The organism is Streptomyces sp. NPDC006510 (assembly GCF_040611955.1).
In the GTDB taxonomy this organism is placed as follows: domain Bacteria; phylum Actinomycetota; class Actinomycetes; order Streptomycetales; family Streptomycetaceae; genus Streptomyces.
In genome coordinates this window covers 14065-32459 of record NZ_JBEXPH010000095.1, presented here as the reverse complement: position 1 = coordinate 32459, position 18395 = coordinate 14065, and the positions used below count along the sequence as shown (strand labels likewise).

Annotated in this window: 14 protein-coding genes, 1 pseudogene and 1 riboswitch; of the genes and pseudogenes, 11 read left to right on the top strand and 4 right to left on the bottom strand. The window is 72.4% G+C overall.

Translation table 11 applies throughout. From position 1 onward, the window contains the following. Nucleotides 1-210 precede the first annotated feature (210 nt). Nucleotides 211-870, bottom strand: a complete 660-nt coding sequence (locus ABZY11_RS25910; protein WP_356481430.1) for a class II aldolase/adducin family protein — start codon at nucleotides 868-870, stop codon at nucleotides 211-213. A gap of 209 nt (nucleotides 871-1079) precedes the next feature. Between ABZY11_RS25910 and ABZY11_RS25905 the strand changes: the two genes are divergently transcribed. From ABZY11_RS25905 to ABZY11_RS25875, 7 genes are all read left to right on the top strand, one after another. Next, the gene (locus ABZY11_RS25905) at nucleotides 1080-2351 is read left to right on the top strand and encodes an inorganic phosphate transporter (protein WP_356481429.1); all 1272 of its coding nucleotides are present in this window, start codon (nucleotides 1080-1082) and stop codon (nucleotides 2349-2351) included. Between the two features lie 34 nt (nucleotides 2352-2385). Further along, on the top strand, nucleotides 2386-2616 hold the full coding sequence (locus ABZY11_RS25900; RefSeq protein ID WP_093895733.1) for a hypothetical protein: 231 nt from the start codon (nucleotides 2386-2388) through the stop codon (nucleotides 2614-2616). Nucleotides 2617-2767: 151 nt separating this feature from the next. Further along, a riboswitch (cobalamin riboswitch) is annotated at nucleotides 2768-2899 on the top strand. 144 nt (nucleotides 2900-3043) lie between these two features. After that, a complete protein-coding gene (locus tag ABZY11_RS25895) occupies nucleotides 3044-4057 on the top strand; it encodes a cobalamin biosynthesis protein (RefSeq protein WP_356481428.1) in 1014 nt (337 codons plus the stop codon). After that, nucleotides 4054-5571, top strand: a complete 1518-nt coding sequence (locus ABZY11_RS25890) for a cobyric acid synthase (RefSeq protein ID WP_356481427.1) — start codon at nucleotides 4054-4056, stop codon at nucleotides 5569-5571. Before ABZY11_RS25895 ends, ABZY11_RS25890 begins: the two co-directional genes overlap by 4 nt. A 58-nt stretch (nucleotides 5572-5629) precedes the next feature. After that, on the top strand, nucleotides 5630-7648 hold the full coding sequence (locus ABZY11_RS25885) for a putative cobaltochelatase (RefSeq protein WP_356481426.1): 2019 nt from the start codon (nucleotides 5630-5632) through the stop codon (nucleotides 7646-7648). Further along, nucleotides 7648-8247 (top strand): cob(I)yrinic acid a,c-diamide adenosyltransferase, encoded by a 600-nt coding sequence (gene cobO, locus ABZY11_RS25880; RefSeq protein ID WP_356481425.1) that lies wholly within the window; start codon nucleotides 7648-7650, stop codon nucleotides 8245-8247. The genes ABZY11_RS25885 and cobO overlap by 1 nt, the downstream gene beginning before the upstream one ends. A 10-nt stretch (nucleotides 8248-8257) precedes the next feature. Beyond that, nucleotides 8258-9646, top strand: coding sequence for a cobyrinate a,c-diamide synthase (locus tag ABZY11_RS25875; RefSeq protein ID WP_356481424.1), 1389 nt, complete (start codon nucleotides 8258-8260; stop codon nucleotides 9644-9646). Between the two features lie 77 nt (nucleotides 9647-9723). Here ABZY11_RS25875 and ABZY11_RS25870 read toward each other — a convergent pair whose 3' ends face one another. Then, nucleotides 9724-10446, bottom strand: a complete 723-nt coding sequence (locus ABZY11_RS25870; RefSeq protein ID WP_356481423.1) for a ZIP family metal transporter — start codon at nucleotides 10444-10446, stop codon at nucleotides 9724-9726. Between the two features lie 153 nt (nucleotides 10447-10599). On the opposite strand from ABZY11_RS25870, the pseudogene cobC reads away from it, so the two are divergent. Continuing rightward, nucleotides 10600-12259: pseudogene (gene cobC, locus ABZY11_RS25865) on the top strand (Rv2231c family pyridoxal phosphate-dependent protein CobC); the annotation flags it as partial. A 95-nt stretch (nucleotides 12260-12354) separates the two neighbouring features. On the opposite strand, the gene ABZY11_RS25860 reads toward cobC, so the two are convergent. Together ABZY11_RS25860 and ABZY11_RS25855 are read right to left on the bottom strand one after the other, a co-directional pair. Next, entirely contained in the window at nucleotides 12355-13437 is a 1083-nt protein-coding gene (locus tag ABZY11_RS25860) for an SCO1860 family LAETG-anchored protein (RefSeq protein ID WP_356481422.1), read from the bottom strand. 326 nt (nucleotides 13438-13763) lie between these two features. Continuing rightward, on the bottom strand, nucleotides 13764-14864 hold the full coding sequence (locus ABZY11_RS25855) for an amidohydrolase family protein (protein WP_356481421.1): 1101 nt from the start codon (nucleotides 14862-14864) through the stop codon (nucleotides 13764-13766). Between the two features lie 109 nt (nucleotides 14865-14973). On the opposite strand from ABZY11_RS25855, the gene ABZY11_RS25850 reads away from it, so the two are divergent. From ABZY11_RS25850 to ectB, 3 genes are all read left to right on the top strand, one after another. After that, nucleotides 14974-16080, top strand: a complete 1107-nt coding sequence (locus tag ABZY11_RS25850) for an aminotransferase class V-fold PLP-dependent enzyme (RefSeq protein ID WP_356481420.1) — start codon at nucleotides 14974-14976, stop codon at nucleotides 16078-16080. A gap of 339 nt (nucleotides 16081-16419) precedes the next feature. After that, nucleotides 16420-16950 (top strand): diaminobutyrate acetyltransferase, encoded by a 531-nt coding sequence (gene ectA / locus ABZY11_RS25845; RefSeq protein WP_356481419.1) that lies wholly within the window; start codon nucleotides 16420-16422, stop codon nucleotides 16948-16950. Nucleotides 16951-17095: 145 nt separating this feature from the next. Next, on the top strand, nucleotides 17096-18364 hold the full coding sequence (gene ectB / locus ABZY11_RS25840) for a diaminobutyrate--2-oxoglutarate transaminase (RefSeq protein ID WP_356481418.1): 1269 nt from the start codon (nucleotides 17096-17098) through the stop codon (nucleotides 18362-18364). Nucleotides 18365-18395 lie beyond the last annotated feature (31 nt).

Here is an 18395-nt window from a genome sequence, read left to right as displayed (position 1 = left end):
GGTGTTTCTGGGGTCGGGGGGTTGGGGCGGGCGTCCCGCCGCCCGGTGGGCGGCTGGGTTGTGTTCCCGGCGGCCGGCGCCCGCTGCCGCACCGACGCCGAGGATCGTGGTGACGGCTGCTGCCGTAACTGTTGCCGGGCGCACCGCTTCAGTGTCGTGGCGGGCACGGGACCCTGCCAGCGGACTCGGACGTCCGGTGGGCCGGCCGGGTCAGCCCGGCTGTCCGTACCCCTTGAGCGCCTCCTGCACATCGCGCAGTTGTTCCGGGGAGAGCAGGTTCGGGGTGCGTCCGGGGACGGAGCTCGCGGCGAGCCAGAGCCGGCAGAGCCATTCCAGCTGGGCGGTCCGGTCGTACGCCTGGTCCAGGGTGGCTCCGTAGGTGACGGTTCCGTGGTTCTGGAGCAGACAGCCCGTACGGTAGCGCAGGGCGGCCAGCATGTTCTCGGCCAGTTCCTCGGTGCCGTAGCGCGCGTAGGCCGCGACGCGGACGGGGCCGCCCAGCATGGCGGCGGCGTAGTGGACCGACGGGACCTCGGGGACGAGCGTGGAGACGGCCGTGGCGTGCACCGCGTGGGTGTGCACGACGGCGGCGGCGTCGGTGTTCCGGTAGACGGCGAGGTGGAGCGGCAGTTCGCTGGTCGGGGCCAGTTCGCCGAGTACGCGGTTGCCCTCCGGATCGACGCCGACGGCGTCCTCGGGGCCCAGCCGGTCGTACGGCACTCCGCTCGGGGTGACCAGGATGGTGTCGCCGATCCGTGCCGACACGTTTCCCGAGGTTCCGACGACGAGGCCCTCGGCCGCCGTCCTGCGGGCGGTGGCGACGACTCCGTCCCAGGCCCGTCCGATCGCGTCCCGCTGCTGATCGCTCATACGCCGATCCTGTCAGCCCCGGCGGCGAACAGGTATGCGATCGGCCGGACCGGACCCCGCCGGGAACCGGCCGCGCTCCCCGTCGCGGGAACAAACGGAATGACCCTGCTCCGCTTGGGAACACCCCAGCGCCCTGTCCAGTTCATCTTCCGTTCACCCAGGTTGCCTACGGTCCACGTGCCAATGACGTCGAACGATTGCCTGGGTAAATGGAACACATCACGCTGCTACTCGCGATTGTGATCGTGACAGCTCTAGTGTTCGATTTCACGAACGGTTTCCATGACACCGCGAACGCGATGGCGACCACCATCTCGACCGGTGCACTCAGACCGAAGACAGCGGTGGCCATGTCCGCCGTTCTCAATCTCGTCGGCGCGTTCCTGTCGGTGGAGGTCGCCAAGACGATCTCCGGCGGGATCATCAACGAGGACGGGTTGCGGACAGAAGTCATCTTCGCGGCACTCGTCGGCGCCATTCTGTGGAATCTGCTGACCTGGCTGGTCGGACTGCCGTCCAGCTCATCGCACGCACTGTTCGGCGGCCTGATCGGCGCGGCCGTGATGTCGGCGGGCTGGTCCTCCGTCAACGGCGGCACCGTCGTCACCAAGGTGCTGCTCCCCGCGGTCGCCGCCCCGATCGTCGCCGGACTGGCCGCGCTGCTGGCCACCCGGCTGACGTACCGGATCGGTGGGAAGGTCCGCAACGACGCCCAGGAGAAGGCCACCGCCAAGGGTTACCGCGCCGGCCAGATCGCCTCGGCCGGACTGGTCTCCCTCGCCCACGGCACCAACGACGCGCAGAAGACCATGGGCATCATCACCCTGGCCCTGGTCACCGGCGGTGTCCTGCACCCGGGCGCCAACCCGCCGGTCTGGGTCATCGTCTGCGCCGGTGCGGCCATCGCGCTCGGCACCTACCTGGGCGGCTGGCGCATCATCCGCACCATGGGCAGCGGCCTCACCGACCTCAAGCCGCCGCAGGGCTTCGCCGCCCAGACCAGTGCCGCCACGGTCATCCTGGCCTCCTCGCACCTCGGTTTCTCCCTCTCCACCACCCAGTCCTGCTCCGGCGCCGTGATGGGCGCGGGCCTCGGCCGCCAGGGCGGTGTGGTCCGCTGGTCCACCGCCACCCGGATGTTCGTCGCCTGGGGTCTGACCCTGCCGGCCGCGGGTCTGGTCGGCGCGGGCGCGGAGCTCCTCACCAAGCAGGGCACCTGGGGTGTCGTCGTCGTCGCGGCGCTGCTGGTCGTGGGCTCCGGTGCGATCTGGCTGGTGTCCCGCCGCAAGCCCGTCGGCCACGGCGATGTCGCGCCGGCGGACGGCGACGCCGAGCCCGCGGGCGTCGTCACCACGGCCATCGCCGCCGTCAGCCCGCCGCCCACCACGGCCGCGGCCCAGGCACCGGCGCAGAACCTCATGACCACCATTCCGGCCCCGGCCGGAACCACCCAGGACCCGGCGCGACCCGCCACCGTCTGAGCCGGCCGACAGGTCAGCCGTCTAAGGATTCAGCATGAACATCGACTGGGCAGCCCTCGGCTCCGTATTCGGCGTCTCCCTCGTTGTCACCGTCGCGCTGGTGGGCCTCTTCACCCTGGGCATCGTCGGCCTCTCCAAGCAGCCGGAACCGGCGGCGCAGGGCGGCTCCGGCGGCTCGCTGCTGCTGGCCCGCGCCGGCGCGTACGTCTGCTTCGCGCTGTGCGCGGCGGCCGTCGCGTACGGGATCTATCTGATCGTCGCCTGAGCCACACCCGCGCACGCTCCCCCGTCGGGCCGGACACCACAGGTGTCCGGCCCGATGTGGGTATCAGCACACTGCGCCGCCGCAGGTCAACAGCAGGTTGACGGGCGTTCGCAGAGCGTGGTGGACTGCCGGAGCCAATTACGGCGACAGCAGAGGAAGCCGGTGCGAATCCGGCGCGGTCCCGCCACTGTCACCGGGGAGCGGTCCCCCACACCGGAAGTCACGGCACGCGCGAGCGGGCTGGAAGGCCGGGGGAACCGCGGATCCGGGAGCCAGGAGACTCTCGTCGCCGGTCACGTCGAACCAGGGCGCGGACCCTGAGTGAGGACATATCGCCATGCCCGGCAGCCGTGCGTCCGCTGTTTCGGCGCTCTCGACGAGAGCCGCCTGTACGAAGGTCCTCCGAGGCGCGACGGCCGGCTGAGCCGTGCGAGCCGACCGCATCTTCGCGTACGGCGCCACGGCCGGTCTGATCGGCGATCTGCTGCTCGGTGACCCCCGCAGGGGGCACCCGGTCGCCGCCTTCGGGCGGGCCGCGGCGGGCGTCGAGCGCCGGCTGTGGCGCGACCACCGCGGGTGGGGCGCGCTGCACACCCTGGTCTGCGCCGGAGGCGCCGCGGGTGGTGCCGTGCTGATCACCCGTGCCGTGCGCCGCAGCCCCACCGCCTCCGTGGCACTGACCGCGGCCGCCACCTGGTCCGTCGTCGGCGGTACGTCCCTGGGGCGTGAGGCGCGGGCCATCGGCGGCGCCCTGGCGGCCGGTGACATCGATCTGGCCCGTGCGCGGCTGCCGCATCTGTGCGGGCGCGACCCGCAGTCCCTGGACGGACCGCAGATCGCCCGCGCCGTGGTGGAGTCCGTGGCGGAGAACACCTCGGACGCCGTGGTCGGCGCCCTGGTGTGGGGCGCGCTGGCCGGAGTCCCGGGGCTGGCCGGCTTCCGGGCCGCCAACACCCTCGACGCCATGGTCGGTCACAGATCGCCCCGTCACCGGCGCTACGGCTGGGCCTCGGCCCGGCTCGACGACCTCGCGGGCTGGCCCGGCGCCCGGCTCACGGCCCTGCTCGCCGTGGCCGCCGGGGGACGGCCGCGAGGAGCGGTCCGCGCCTGGCGGGCCGATGCCGCCAAGCACCCGAGCCCCAACGCGGGCCCGGTGGAGGCCTCGTTCGCGGGTGCGCTCGGCGTACGGCTCGGCGGGACCCTCGCGTACGGCGGCCGGGTCGAGCACCGCCCGGTGCTCAACGGGGAGACCGGCCGGGCGGTGGAGGTCGAGGACATCGAGCGCGCGGTGCGGCTGTCGCGCCGGGTGAGTGCGCTGGCCCTCGGCGTGTGCGTGGCGGGACGGCTCGGCGCGGCCCTCGCCGCACGCCGGATCGCGGAGCGCCGCATCGCCGGAACGAACGTGGCGGGACCTCGCATCGCAGGACGGAGAAGCACATGAGCGGCGGGCTGCTGGTCGCCGGAACCACTTCCGACGCGGGCAAGAGCGTCATCACGGCAGGCATCTGCCGCTGGCTCGTGCGCCGGGGCGTGAAGGTGGCGCCCTTCAAGGCGCAGAACATGTCGCTCAATTCGTTCGTCACCCGCGAGGGCGCCGAGATCGGGCGCGCCCAGGCCATGCAGGCCCAGGCGGCCCGCGTCGAGCCGACCGCGCTGATGAACCCGGTCCTGCTCAAGCCCGGCAGCGACCGCTCCAGCCAGGTCGTCCTGATGGGGAAGCCGGTCGGCGAGATGAGCGCACGCGGCTACCACGGGGGCCGGCAGGAGGCGCTTCTCTCCACGGTCGTGGACTGCCTGGAGCAGCTCCGGGGCACGTACGACGCGGTGATCTGCGAGGGGGCGGGCAGCCCGGCCGAGATCAATCTGCGGCGCACGGACATCGTGAACATGGGCATCGCACGGGCGGCGCGCTTCCCGGTGGTGGTCGTCGGCGACATCGACCGCGGTGGCGTCTTCGCCTCGTTCTTCGGTACCACGGCGCTGCTCGGCGCGGAGGACCAGTCGCTGATCGCCGGCTACCTCGTCAACAAGTTCCGCGGCGACGTGTCGCTGCTGGAGCCGGGCCTGGAGATGCTGCGGGACATCACCGGTCGGCCGACGTACGGGGTGCTGCCCTTCGCCCACGGCCTCGGCATCGACGAGGAGGACGGCCTGCGGGTCTCGTTGCGCGGAGCCGTGCGCGAGTCGGTTGTCGCGCCACCGCACGGCGAGGACGTGCTGCGCGTCGCGGTGTGCGCGGTGCCCCTGATGTCGAACTTCACCGATGTGGACGCGCTGGCCGCCGAACCCGGCGTCGTCGTCAGATTCGTGGACCGCGCCGAGGAGCTGTCCGACGCCGATCTCGTCGTCGTGCCGGGCACCCGCGGCACCGTGAAGGCGCTGGCCTGGCTGCGCGAGCGCGGCCTCGCCGACGCGCTGGTGCGGCGCGCGGCCGAGGGCCGGCCGGTGCTCGGCATCTGCGGCGGCTTCCAGATCCTCGGCGAACACATCGAGGACGAGGTCGAGTCCCGGGCCGGTCACGTCGACGGCCTGGGTCTGCTGCCGGTACGCATCCGCTTCGACCGCGAGAAGACCCTGGCCCGGCCCGTCGGCGAGTCGCTCGGCGCGCCGGTCGAGGGGTACGAGATCCACCACGGCGTGGCGGACGTACGCGGCGGCGAGGCGTTCCTGGACGGCTGCCGGGTCGACGCCGTGTGGGGCACCCACTGGCACGGTTCGCTGGAGAGCGACGAGTTCCGCCGCCGCTTCCTGACCGAGGTCGCGCGGGCCGCCGGCCGGCGTTTCGTCCCCGCTCCCGACACCGGTTTCGCGGCGCTGCGCGAGGAGCAGCTCGACCGCCTCGGCGATCTCGTCGAGGAACACGCGGACACCGACGCGTTGCTGCGGCTCATCGAGTCGGGCGCCCCGTCGGGGCTTCCCTTCATCGCCCCCGGAGCGCCCGGAGGACGCCGATGAACGGTGTGTCCCGAGGCCGCTTTTTTCATGCCCATTCATCCGCAGGAGGGATCGCCCCGTGAGCACGCATTTCCCGTTCACCGCCGTCGTCGGGCAGCAGGACCTGCAACTGGCCCTGCTTCTCAACTCCGTTGCGCCGAACATCGGTGGCGTGCTCGTACGGGGCGAGAAGGGCACCGCGAAGAGCACCGCCGTACGCGCGCTCTCGGCACTGCTGCCGGAGGTGGACGTCGTCTCCGGCTGCCGTTTCTCCTGCGATCCCGTGTCGCCGGACCCGGCGTGTCCCGACGGCCCCCATGAGATCGGGACCGGCGTGTCGCGGGACGCCCGGATGGTGGAACTGCCGGTCGGCGCGTCCGAGGACCGGCTCGTCGGGGCGCTCGACATCGAACGGGCGCTGGCGGAGGGCGTGAAGGCGTTCGAGCCGGGCCTGCTGGCCGACGCACATCGCGGGATTCTCTACGTCGACGAGGTCAACCTGCTCCACGACCATCTCGTGGACCTGTTGCTGGACGCGGCCGCCATGGGTGCCTCGTACGTCGAGCGCGAAGGTGTCTCCGTACGGCACGCGGCGCGTTTCCTGCTCGTCGGGACGATGAACCCCGAAGAGGGCGAGCTGCGGCCGCAGTTGCTCGACCGCTTCGGGCTGACCGTCGAGGTCGCCGCGTCCCGGGAGACCGATCAGCGGGTCGAGGTCGTACGGCGGCGGCTCGCCTTCGACGACGACCCCGCGGCCTTCGCCGCCAAGTGGGCCGACGACGAGGACGCGTTGCGGGCGAGGATCGTCGCCGCGCGTGCGCTGCTGCCCGAAGTGCGGCTCGGGGACGCGGCGTTGCGGCAGATCGCGGCCACCTGTGCAGCCTTCGAGGTCGACGGGATGCGCGCGGACATCGTGATGGCGCGGACGGCCACCGCACTGGCCGCCTGGGCGGGACGTACGGATGTGCTCGCCGAGGACGTGCGGCAGGCGGCCCTGCTCGCGCTCCCCCACCGGCGCCGGCGCAATCCGTTCGACGCGCCGGGCCTCGACGAGGACAAGCTCGACGACACGCTGGAGCAGAACAGCGGCGAGGACGACGACCCGGACCCGGACGGCCCCGGTGGCGGCGGCCGGCCCCCGCGGGGCGACGGCCCCGACACGCCGCCGCAGCCCGAGGGCGAGGCCGGCGACACGCCCGCGCCGTCCGTGCCCGGCCAGGGACAGGAACAGGGCCGGGGGCAGTCCGCCGGGAACGGTGAGCAGCAGCCAGTACGGGCTGCCGAGCCGTTCCGCACGAAGATGCTGAGCGTTCCCGGTCTGGGCGAGGGCGCGGCGGGGCGGCGGTCCCGGGCGCGTACCGAGCACGGGCGTACGACCGGCTCGCGGCGTCCGCAGGGTGCCCTGACCAAGCTGCACCTGGCGGCGACCGTGCAGGCCGCCGCCCCGCATCAGCGGGCGCGGGGGCGGTCCGGGCGCGGGCTGGTGGTCCGGCGGGACGATCTGCGGCAGGCGACGAGGGAGGGGCGCGAGGGGAATCTCGTGCTCTTCGTGGTGGACGCCTCCGGGTCGATGGCCGCCCGGCAGCGGATGGCCGCCGTGAAGGGTGCGGTCCTCTCGCTGCTGCTGGACGCGTACCAGCGGCGGGACAAGGTCGGGCTGATCACCTTCCGGGGCAAGGACGCCGAGGTGGCGCTGCCGCCGACCTCGTCGGTGGACGCGGCGGCGGCGCGGCTTGAGCAGCTGCCGACCGGCGGCCGCACCCCCGTCGCGGCCGGGCTGCTGAAGGCCCATGAGGTGCTGCGGGTGGAGCGGTTGCGTGATCCGTCACGGCGGCCGCTGCTGGTCGTGGTGACCGACGGGCGGGCGACCGGGGGGCCCGAGCCGGTGGCGCTGGCGTCCCGGGCGGCGCGGCTGCACGAGGCGGAGGGCATCGCCTCCGTCGTCGTGGACTGCGAGTCGGGACCGGTACGGCTCGGCCTCGCGGGAAGCCTCGCGCACGATCTCGGGGGCAGTGCCGTCACGCTCGACGAGCTGCGGGCCGACTCGATCGCCGGGCTCGTCAAGGACGTTCAGGAAACCAACAGGAGGGCTGCGTAATGCCGCAGGGACAGCCGACCACCGTGCCCGACGACGGGCTCACCACCCGTCAGCGCCGTAATCGTCCGCTGCTGATGGTGCACACCGGCATCGGCAAGGGGAAGTCGACCGCGGCCTTCGGGCTCGCGCTGCGGGCCTGGAATCAGGGGTGGCCCATCGGCGTCTTCCAGTTCGTCAAGTCGGCGAAGTGGAAGGTCGGCGAGGAGAACGCGCTGAAGGTCCTCGGCGCGAGCGGCGAGGGCGGCTCCGTCGTCTGGAACAAGATGGGCGAGGGCTGGTCGTGGGTGCAGCGCGACGACCAGCTGAACAACGAGGAGGCGGCGCGCGAGGGCTGGGAGCAGGTCAAGCGCGACCTGGCCGCCGAGACGTACCGGCTGTACGTCCTCGACGAGTTCGCGTACCCGATGCACTGGGGCTGGGTCGACACCGACGAGGTGATCGACGTGCTGCGCAACCGTCCCGGTGCGCAGCATGTGGTCATCACCGGGCGCAACGCACCGCAGAAGCTGCTGGACGCCGCCGACCTGGTGACCGAGATGTCGAAGGTCAAGCACCCGATGGACGCCGGTCAGAAGGGTCAACGGGGCATCGAATGGTGAGGGCCCGGCAGTGAACGTTCCTCGTCTGGTGATCGCCGCGCCTTCGTCGGGCAGCGGCAAGACCACCGTCGCCACGGGGCTGATGGCCGCCTTCGCGGGGCGGGGCCTCGCCGTGTCCCCGCACAAGGTCGGGCCCGACTACATCGACCCCGGCTATCACACGCTGGCCACGGGCCGGCCGGGGCGCAACCTCGACGCGTACATGTGCGGCCCCGACCGGGTCGCCCCGCTGTTCGCGCACGGGGCGCGGGGGTGCGACCTGGCGGTGGTCGAGGGCGTGATGGGGCTGTACGACGGCGCGTCGGGGCAGGGCGAACTGGCGTCGACCGCCCAGGTCGCGAAGGTGCTGCGGGCGCCCGTGGTGCTGGTGGTCGACGCGTCGTCGCAGTCGCGTTCGGTGGCCGCGCTGGTGCACGGTTTCGCCTCATGGGATCCGCAGGTGCGGCTCGGCGGGGTGATTCTGAACAAGGTCGGCTCCCAGCGGCACGAGGCGCTGCTGCGGGACGCGCTGGACGAGTCCGGTCTGCCGGTGCTGGGGGTGTTGCGGCGGGCCGAGCAGGTGGCCGTGCCGTCGCGGCATCTGGGGCTGGTGCCGGTGGCCGAGCGGCGGGGCGACGCGGTGGGCGCGGTCGAGGCGATGCGGGAGCAGGTGGTGGCGGGGTGCGACCTGGAGGCGCTGATGGCGTTGGCCAGGACCGCGCCCGCGTTGCCGGGTGAGGTGTGGGACGCGGCGGAGGCGATCGACGGCTGCGGCGGGCCCGTTCCGCTGCCCGTCTCTGTTGGTGACCGGAGCCCGGTCGCTCCGGTCGTCGCGGTGGCTTCCGGCGCCGCGTTCACCTTCTCCTACGCCGAACACACCGAACTGCTCGCCGCCGCCGGGGCCGAGGTCGTGCCGTTCGATCCGCTGCGGGACGAGGCGTTGCCGCAGGGCACGCGGGGGCTGGTGATCGGCGGGGGCTTCCCGGAGGTGTACGCCTCCGAGCTGTCCGCCAACGCGGCGCTGCGCAAGGCGGTTGCCACGTTGGCGGAGTCCGGGGCTCCGGTGTCCGCCGAGTGTGCGGGGCTGCTGTATCTGGCTCGTTCGCTCGACGGTCTTCCGATGTGCGGCGTCCTCGATGCCGGGGCGCGGATGTCGCAGCGGCTGACGCTCGGCTACCGGGAGGCCGTGGCGGTCTCCGACAGCGTGCTGGCGGCGCCCGGCACCCGGGTGCGCGGGCACGAGTTCCACCGGACCGTGCTGGAGCCGGGTGCCGGGGCCGATCCGGCGTGGGGCATGCACCAGCCGGAGCGGCGGGTCGAGGGCTTCGTGCAGGGCGGTGTGCACGCGAGCTATCTGCATACGCACTGGGCCTCGGCGCCCGGCATGGCCCGCCGGTTCGTCGAGCGGTGCGCGGGATGAACCGCGTCCTCGGCGCGAGCGGGCCGGCCGGTTCCGGTGTCGGGCCCGGTGGCCCGGCTCCGGAACCGGCCCGGTGCTCAGTCCGCGATGCCCACCACGAACCAGATGAAGCCCACCCCGGCCACGGTGCACAGCAACGTGGAGCGGGCCGGGTGTGCGTGGTGTGCCTCGGGGAGGATCTCGGCTGCGGCGAGGTAGAGCAGTGCGCCGCTGAAGAAACCGAGATAGCAGCCGAGAAGTTCCTCCGGAAGGGTGAACAGAAGTGTCGTCGCGGCGCCCACCAGCGGCGCCAGGGCGTCCGCGAACAGCATGATCATGGCCTTGCGGCGGGCGTTCCCGTACAGGCTGGTGATCGTGTAGGTGTTGAAGCCGTCGGCGAAGTCGTGCGTGATGACGGCGAGGGCGACGGCGGCTCCCATGCCGGCGCCCACCTGGAAGGCCGCGCCCAGTGCGATGCCGTCCATCAGGCTGTGGCCGACCATCGCCGCCGCTGCCGTGAGCCCGACCTGCGGCACCCGCTCCTCGCCCGCGCCGCGTGCCGCCCGGCGTACGGCGAGCAGCCGCTCCACGAGGTGGGCGAGAAGAAAGCCGCCCACGAACAGCAGCAGGGCGGCCGGGACACCGAAGACGGGTTCGCCCGCGGCATCGATCGCCTCCGGCAGCAGGTCCAGGCCGACCACTCCGAGCATCAGTCCGCCGGCGAAGCCGAGCACCAGGTGGCGGCGGTCGGTGACGCGCTGGGCGACCCAGCCGCCTGCCAGGGTCATCAGGAACGCGCCGAGCGCGACGAACACCGCCATGCGCTCTTGCTAGCCGATTGACCCCGGTGCGCGCATCTCAGCGCGCCCCGTCACCCGCCCCGCGTTCCGCCCCCGTTGTTCCCCGCCCCGCCCCTCCTCCCCCCGCCTCCGAAAGGACTTCGCTCCATGTCCGAAGCCGTCGACGCGGCCGCGTCGCTCGCCGTCGGGGTCGGCGCGTCCAGGGGCGCACCGGCCGAGGAGATCCTCGCGCTGGTCCGGGACACCCTGCGCGAGGCCGGGCTCTCGCCGCTGAGCATCGCGGAGTTGGTGACCGTGGACGCCAAGGCGGACGAGCCCGGCATCGTCGCCGCCGCCGCGGCGCTCGGTGTACCGCTGCGGACGTACCCGGCCGGGAAGCTGGCCCGTATCGAGGTGCCCGGTCCGTCCGGCGCACCGCTCGCCGCGGTCGGAACGCCGTCGGTCGCGGAGGCCGCCGCGCTCGCCGAGGGGGGTGAGCTCCTCGTGCCCAAGCGGAAGTCGGCCCCGCGCGGGCGGGCGCCGATGGCGACCTGTGCGGTGGTGCGCCGCGGGCCGCGCGGGCGGGCGGCCGTCGTGCCCGCGGCACCGGATGTACCGCCCGGTCCCGACCGTTGCGTGGAGCCGGGTGCCGGGCGCATAGTCGTTCTGCCGTACTTAGCGGGCGGGTCGGGACGGCCGCGGCAGCCGGCCTCCCGTCCCGACGACGACGGCCATCACCACCACCACCCCCACGGCGGTCATGCACACTCCGACTGAAAGTCCCGACGCGACAGGCGCGGGCACGCACGATCTGCGGCATCACGGTGACGCGGAAGTACGGGGACGGGACCGGGATCTGACCGATCTCGCCGTCAACGTACGGGCCGGTACTCCCCCGGCCTGGCTGAGGGAGCGGATAGCCGCGTCGCTGGGCTCCCTGGCCGCCTACCCGGACGGCCGTCCGGCGCGGGCGGCGGTCGCGGCCCGGCACGGGCTGCCGGTGGAGCGGGTGCTGCTGACGGCGGGTGCGGCGGAGGCGTTCGTGCTGCTCGCGCGGGCGCTGCCGGCCTGCCGCCCGGTCGTGGTCCATCCGCAGTTCACCGAGCCCGAGGCGGCGCTGCGCGCGGCCGGGCACGAGGTGCGACGGGTGCTGCTGCGGGCCGGGGACGGGTTCCGGCTGGACCCGTCGGCGGTGCCCGAGGACGCGGATCTGGTGGTGGTCGGCAATCCGACCAACCCCACGTCGGTGCTGCATCCGGCGGCGACGCTGGAGCAACTGGCGCGTCCCGGCCGGACGCTGGTGGTCGACGAGGCGTTCATGGACGCGGTGCCGGGCGAGCGCGGAACACTGTGCGGGCGTACGGACGTCCCGGGGCTCGTCGTGCTGCGGAGCCTCACCAAGACCTGGGGGCTCGCGGGGCTGCGGATCGGTTATGTGCTGGCCGATCCGGGGACCGTCCGCGCGCTGGAGGAGGCCCAGCCGCTGTGGCCGGTGTCGGCCCCGGCGCTGACGGCTGCCGAGGCGTGCATGGAACCGCGGGCCCTGGCCGAGGCGGCTGCCGCCGCGGAGCGGATCGCGGTGGACCGGGCCCATCTGGTGGCGGGTCTCCTGGAGTTCACCGAGGTACGGGTGGCCGGGCCGGCCGAGGCGCCGTTCGTCCTGGTGCGGCTGGACCGGGCCGCCGAGGTGCGGGAGCGGTTGCGGCTGCTGGGGTTCGCGGCGCGGCGAGGAGATACGTTTCCCGGGCTCGGTCCCGAGTGGCTGCGGCTGGCCGTACGCGACCGTGCCACGACCAACCGTTTCCTGCAGGCGTTCGACCAGGCACTGCAGACGCTGGGCGCGGCCGTGCGCTGACGGGCCGCCGTTCCCCGCGTTGCGTCGTGCCTGCGGGGAGCGGCGTTCCGTCGCACGAACGTCGCTCCCCGGACCCTCTCGGGCCTCGGAAGGGGTCAGCCCTGGGCGCGGCGCCTGGCCACGACCACCGCCCCGGCGCCCACCGCCAGCAGTACGGCCGCGCCGCCCGCGATGTACGGAGTGGCGGAGCTGCCGCCCGTCTCCGCGAGGTTCGAGTCGACGGCCGGTTCGTGGCCGGTGCCCGTCTGCGGCTTCACACCGCCGTCGCTGTTGCCACCGCTGCCGCTGCCGCCGCTGTTGCCGCCGCTCGTGGAACCGGCCGTGCTTCCCCCGTTGCCGGAGCTGCCGCCGTCACTGGAACCGCCGTCGCTCGAACCGCCGCTGTTCGAGCCCCCGTTGCTCGAACCACCGTTGCTCGAACCGCCGCTGCTCGAACCGCCGCTGTCACCGCCGCCCGGTCCGGTGGCCTTCGGCGTCTCGCAGGTCGCCTCGACGAGGGTGACCTCACCCTGCACATCGGCGACATTCAGCTTGAGCGGGTTGACGGAGACCTTCAGCCGCAACGCGGTCGCCGCGGCGGTGCGCGAGGTGGTGTGCGTCTTCGAGAGGTCGAGGGTCACCTCGCCGACACCCGGAACCGTGATCTGCGTGGTGCCGCCCGCGGTGAGGTTGATGCGCTTGCCGAGAATCGACACGTGCCCCAGTACGTTCGACTCGGCGACCGGCCTCTTGCCGACCTCGCAGACCGCCTTGGACGTGACCTTCTCCACCTCGATCAGCGAGAGCAGCGGCAGTCCGGGCACATGGACCCGGGCCTTGACCACATTGCTGTAGCCCTCGGCCCGGTGCTTGTCGACGGTCGCGTTCGCGGTGGCCACATCGGCGGCGAGCACGTTGACCGGCCGGCCGCCCTCCACGCCGTCGAGCCGCACGCTGAGCGCGGTCTCCTTGGCGTCGGCGGGTGCCTGCACCTCGTTGAGCGTGGCCCTGAGCGGCACGTCGACCGTCTTGTTCAGGAGCGAGACGTCGAGTGCGGCACGGAGCACGACCGCACTCGCCTTCCCGTCGCCGGTGGTCGTGGTGGTCGCGGTGGAGGCCTGCGCCGGGGCGGCGACCAGCAGGGCGACGGGAGCGGCGGCGACCGCCAGGGCGGCCAGGCGGAAGGTGTTGCTGTTCAAAGTGGTGGAACCCCCACAAGAGACATGGAGCCACCGGTGCTGTCCAATGGGGGACATCGAGAGCTCCGGTGGCCTCGACCCCGAAAGCTTTACGCACGGAGGGTGAACTTGCGGACACCTGACGTGAGTTCACCCCAAAGGGGGGTTTCCGCGCCTGTATTCGAATATCTCGGTACGTGCGTTCCTCCGGGTCACCCGATCCGCTGAGCGCGAGCGGTGCCGGAGCCAGGCTGCGCCGGGGTGCGCGCAAAGGTGTTTCAACGACAGGGCAGGGTTTCGGTAACTGCCCGTCAGCACGGCGCATCCCGGTCGCAGGGCCGCCGGACTCAGCCGATCACCCGTCCGTTCAGCACCACCCGTCGCGGCGCCGCGAGTACCCGTACGTCCGCCCGGGGGTCCTCGTCGTACACCACCAGGTCCGCCGGGGCGCCCTCCTCCAGCACCGGCCGTCCCAGCCACTGCCGTGCGCCCCAGGTCGTCGCGGACAGCGCGTCCAGGGCCGGGATGCCCGCCTTCACCAGCTCGGCGACCTCGTCCGCCACCAGTCCGTGGGCGAGCACACCGCCCGCGTCGGTGCCGACGAAGACCGGGACCCCGGCGTCGTACGCCGCGCGCACCGTGTCGTAGCGCCGCTCGTGCAGCCGCCGCATATGGGCCGACCAGCGGGGGAACTTGGCCTCGCCGCCCGCCGCGAGCGAGGGGAACGTGGCGATGTTGACCAAAGTGGGAACGATCGCCACGCCGCGCTCGGCGAACAGCGGAATCGTGTCCTCGGTCAGCCCGGTGGCGTGCTCGATGCAGTCGATCCCGGCCTCGACGAGATCGCGCAGCGAGTCCTCGGCGAAGCAGTGCGCGGTGACCCGGGCACCGAGCCGGTGCGCCTCGGCGATGGCCGCCGCGACCTCCTCGCGCGGCCAGAGGGCGGTCAGGTCCCCCACCTCCCGGTCGATCCAGTCACCGACCAGCTTCACCCAGCCGTCGCCGCGGCGCGCCTCCTGCGCGACGTACGCGACCAGCTCGTCCGGCTCGATCTCGTGGGCGTAGTTCCGGGTGTACCTGCGGGGCCTGGCGATGTGCCGTCCGGCCCTGATGATCTTCGGCAGGTCCTCGCGGTCGTCGATCCACCGGGTGTCGGCCGGTGAACCCGCGTCCCGCAGCAACAGCGCTCCCGCCTCCCGGTCGGCGAGGGCCTGCTTCTCACTGGTCGCCGCGTCCACGGCGCCCTGGTGGTCGAGCCCGACGTGGCAGTGGGCGTCCACCAGGCCCGGCAGCACCCAGCCGGTGACGGTCACCGCCCCGTCCGCGGCGGCCGGCCTCCCGTACGAGATCCGCCCGTCGACCACCCAGAGCTCGTCCCGGACGTCGTCGGGACCGACGAGCACCCGCCCCTTCACGTGCAGCACCTGCGATGCCTTGTGATCACTCATGAGCAGCACTGTACGAGGCGGCACGCGGGGCCCTGGGTACGCTTCGACGGAAGCACCGCCCGTGCGCGACACCGCGCACCGACCCGACCGACCCGAAGAGAGCACCACCGTGACGCACCCCTTCCTCGACCTCGCCCCGCTCACCGCCGCGCACTTCGCGGCCATCGAGAAGCGGGTGGCCGGCCTCCTCGCCACCGAGCAGGACGTCGTCATCATGCAGGGCGAGGCGCTGCTCCCCCTCGAAGGCTGCATCCGGGGCGGCGCCCGGCCCGGCTCGACCGCGCTGAACGTCGTCACCGGGCCGTACGGGCAGACCTTCGGGAACTGGCTGCGGGACTGCGGTGCAAATGTGGTCGATCTCGCGGTCCCCTTCCACACGGCGGTCACCGCCGACCAGGTCGCGCGGGCGCTGGCCGAGCACCCGGAGATCGACTTCGTCTCCCTGGTCCACGCGGAGGCGGCGACCGGCAACACCAATCCGGTGGCCGAGATCGGCGAGGTGGTCCGTTCGCACGGGGCGCTGTTCATGCTGGACGCCGTCGCCTCGGTGGGTGCCGAGCCGCTGCTGCCGGACGTGTGGGGCGTCGACCTCTGCGTGATCGGCGCACAGAAGGCGATGGGCGGCCCGGCCGGGGTGTCGGCGGTATCGGTGAGCGAGCGCGCCTGGGAGCGGATCGCCGCCAACCCCGAGGCTCCGCGCCGCTCGTACCTCTCGCTCCTGGACTGGAAGGAGCGCTGGATCGACGGCGGCCGCCGGGCCCTGCTGCACGCCCCGGCCCAGCTGGAGATGCTGGCGCTGGAGGCCTGTGTGGAGCGGATCGAGACCGAGGGCCTGGACGCGCTGATGGCCCGTCACGCCGCGGCCGCCGGGGCGACGCGGGCGGGTGCGGTGGCGCTCGGCGGCGGCCTCTCGCCATATGTGCACGCGGCCGGGGAGGCGGCGCCGGTCGCGACGACGCTGCGTGCCCCCGAGGGCGTCGACGCCGCCGAACTGGTCGCACGGGCACTCGCGGCCGACCCCTCGCTGCCGCTGATCGCGGGCGGGGGCGCGCTGTCCAAGGAGATGATCCGGGTCAATCACTACGGTGTGGATGCGACGCGGGGCGCGGTGCTGTCCTCGCTCGCGGCTCTGGGGGCGGCGCTGGCCGATGCGGGCCGGCAGGTCGACTTCGAGGCTGCCCGCAAGGCCGTTTCGGAAACCTGGCCGAGCAAATAAATACGCACCGGAACGCCAATATTCCATAAATGCGGGGAGCTGCTTTATTCAGAGCAGCTCCCCGCATTCTTCTGCCCGGTTTCCCGAACCCTAAACACCCGAGTTCTCAGAGGTTCCGGACGGGCCCGATCCACGCAATTCCGGTGCGTCGCCCGAGAGTTACAAGCATGTGACCGACTCCACATCACGACCGTTATGCCGGATAAATAGCACCCAAAACGGGGGAAATCACAGTCCGGTCGCGCCGGGGCACGCGCCCGCGTGATAACACAATTGACCACCCCACCCAACCCCTCGCCTCGATGCAATTTGAGAATTTGCTGGGTAAATTCAATTTGCATGACCGCCGCACCAGCAGATTTTGCACGTGCCCGAAGCGAATTCATCACCATCGACACCCCACGAGTGGAGGACGGGGCCGCGATCTGGCGCATCGCCCGCGACTCCGAGGTCCTGGACCTCAACTCCTCGTACAGCTACCTGCTGTGGTGCCGTGACTTCGCGGCGACCTCCGTGGTCGCCCGCGACGAGGCCGGCGAGCCCATCGCCTTCGTGACGGGATATCTCCGGCCGGACCGCCCCGGGACGCTCGTCGTCTGGCAGGTGGCCGTCGACCACGGCCACCGCGGGACCGGTCTGGCGGGCAAGCTGCTGGACGCGCTGACCTCGCGGGTCGCCGCCGGGCACGGCCTGGCCTCGGTCGAGACGACCGTCACCCCGGACAACGCCGCGTCGGACCGGCTGTTCATGTCGTACGCACAGCGCCATGACGTGGCCCTGGAACGCGAGGTGCTCTTCGACGGCGGGCTGTTCCCCGAGGACACGCATCTGCCCGAAGTCCTGTACCGCATCGGCCCGTTCCACGCGTGAGCCCGTCCGCGCCGACCAGTTCCACGCGTGAACACGTCCGTAGCGACCCGCTCCACACCTGAGCTCACCCGCACCGCCCCGTTCCACACCCGAGCTCGCCCGCACCGCCGCCCGTCACACACCCCCCTCAAGCAGGAGATCCCCTGTGACCATCACCCCGCCCGCCCTGAGTGTCTTCGAGACCCTGGAGTCGGAAGTACGGAGCTACTGCCGCAGCTGGCCCGCCGTGTTCGACCGTGCGCAGGGCGCCCGGCTGACCGACGAGGACGGCCACTCCTACCTGGACTTCTTCGCCGGCGCGGGATCGCTCAACTACGGCCACAACAACCCGGTGCTGAAACGCGCGCTGATCGACTACATCGAGCGCGACGGCATCACTCACGGTCTCGACATGGCCACCACCGCGAAACGCGCCTTCCTGGAGTCCTTCCAGAACAACGTGCTGCGCCCGCGTGACCTCCCGTACAAGGTGATGTTCCCCGGACCGACCGGAACCAACGCGGTCGAGGCCGCGCTGAAGCTGGCCCGCAAGGTGAAGGGGCGCGAGTCGATCGTCTCGTTCACCAACGCCTTCCACGGCATGTCGCTGGGTTCGCTCGCCGTCACCGGCAACGCCTTCAAGCGGGCCGGGGCCGGAATCCCCCTGGTGCACGGCACCCCGATGCCGTTCGACAACTACCTCGACGGCCGGGTACCCGACTTCCTCTGGTTCGAGCGGCTCCTGGAGGACCAGGGCTCCGGCCTCAACCAGCCCGCCGCGGTGATCGTCGAGACGGTGCAGGGCGAGGGCGGCATCAATGTGGCGCGCACCGAGTGGCTGCGGGCGTTGTCCGACCTGTGCCGCCGCCGCGACATGCTCCTGATCGTCGACGACATCCAGATGGGCTGCGGGCGCACCGGGGGGTTCTTCTCGTTCGAGGAGGCCGGCATCACCCCCGACATCGTCACCCTGTCGAAGTCCATCAGCGGCTACGGCCTGCCGATGTCGCTCTGCCTGTTCAACCCGGAGCTGGACATCTGGGGACCGGGCGAGCACAACGGCACCTTCCGCGGCAACAATCCGGCGTTCGTCACGGCCACCGCCGCGCTGGACGCCTACTGGGCGGACGGTCAGATGGAGAAGCAGACCCTGGCCCGGGGCGAGCAGATCGAGCAGACGCTGCTCGCGATCTGCGACGAACACGCCCGGCTCGGTGCGCAGTTCCGGGGCCGCGGCCTGGTGTGGGGCATGGAGTTCACCGACACGTCGCGCGCCACCGCGATCTGTGCCCGTGCCTTCGAGCTGGGTCTCCTGGTCGAGACCTCCGGCCCGCAGAGCGAGGTCGTGAAGCTGCTGCCGCCGCTGACCGTCACCCCCGAGGAGCTGGACGAGGGGCTGCGCACGCTGGCCCGCGCGGTCCGCGAGACCGCCTGATCCCGGACCCGCCCCGACGCGGGTGAGACGA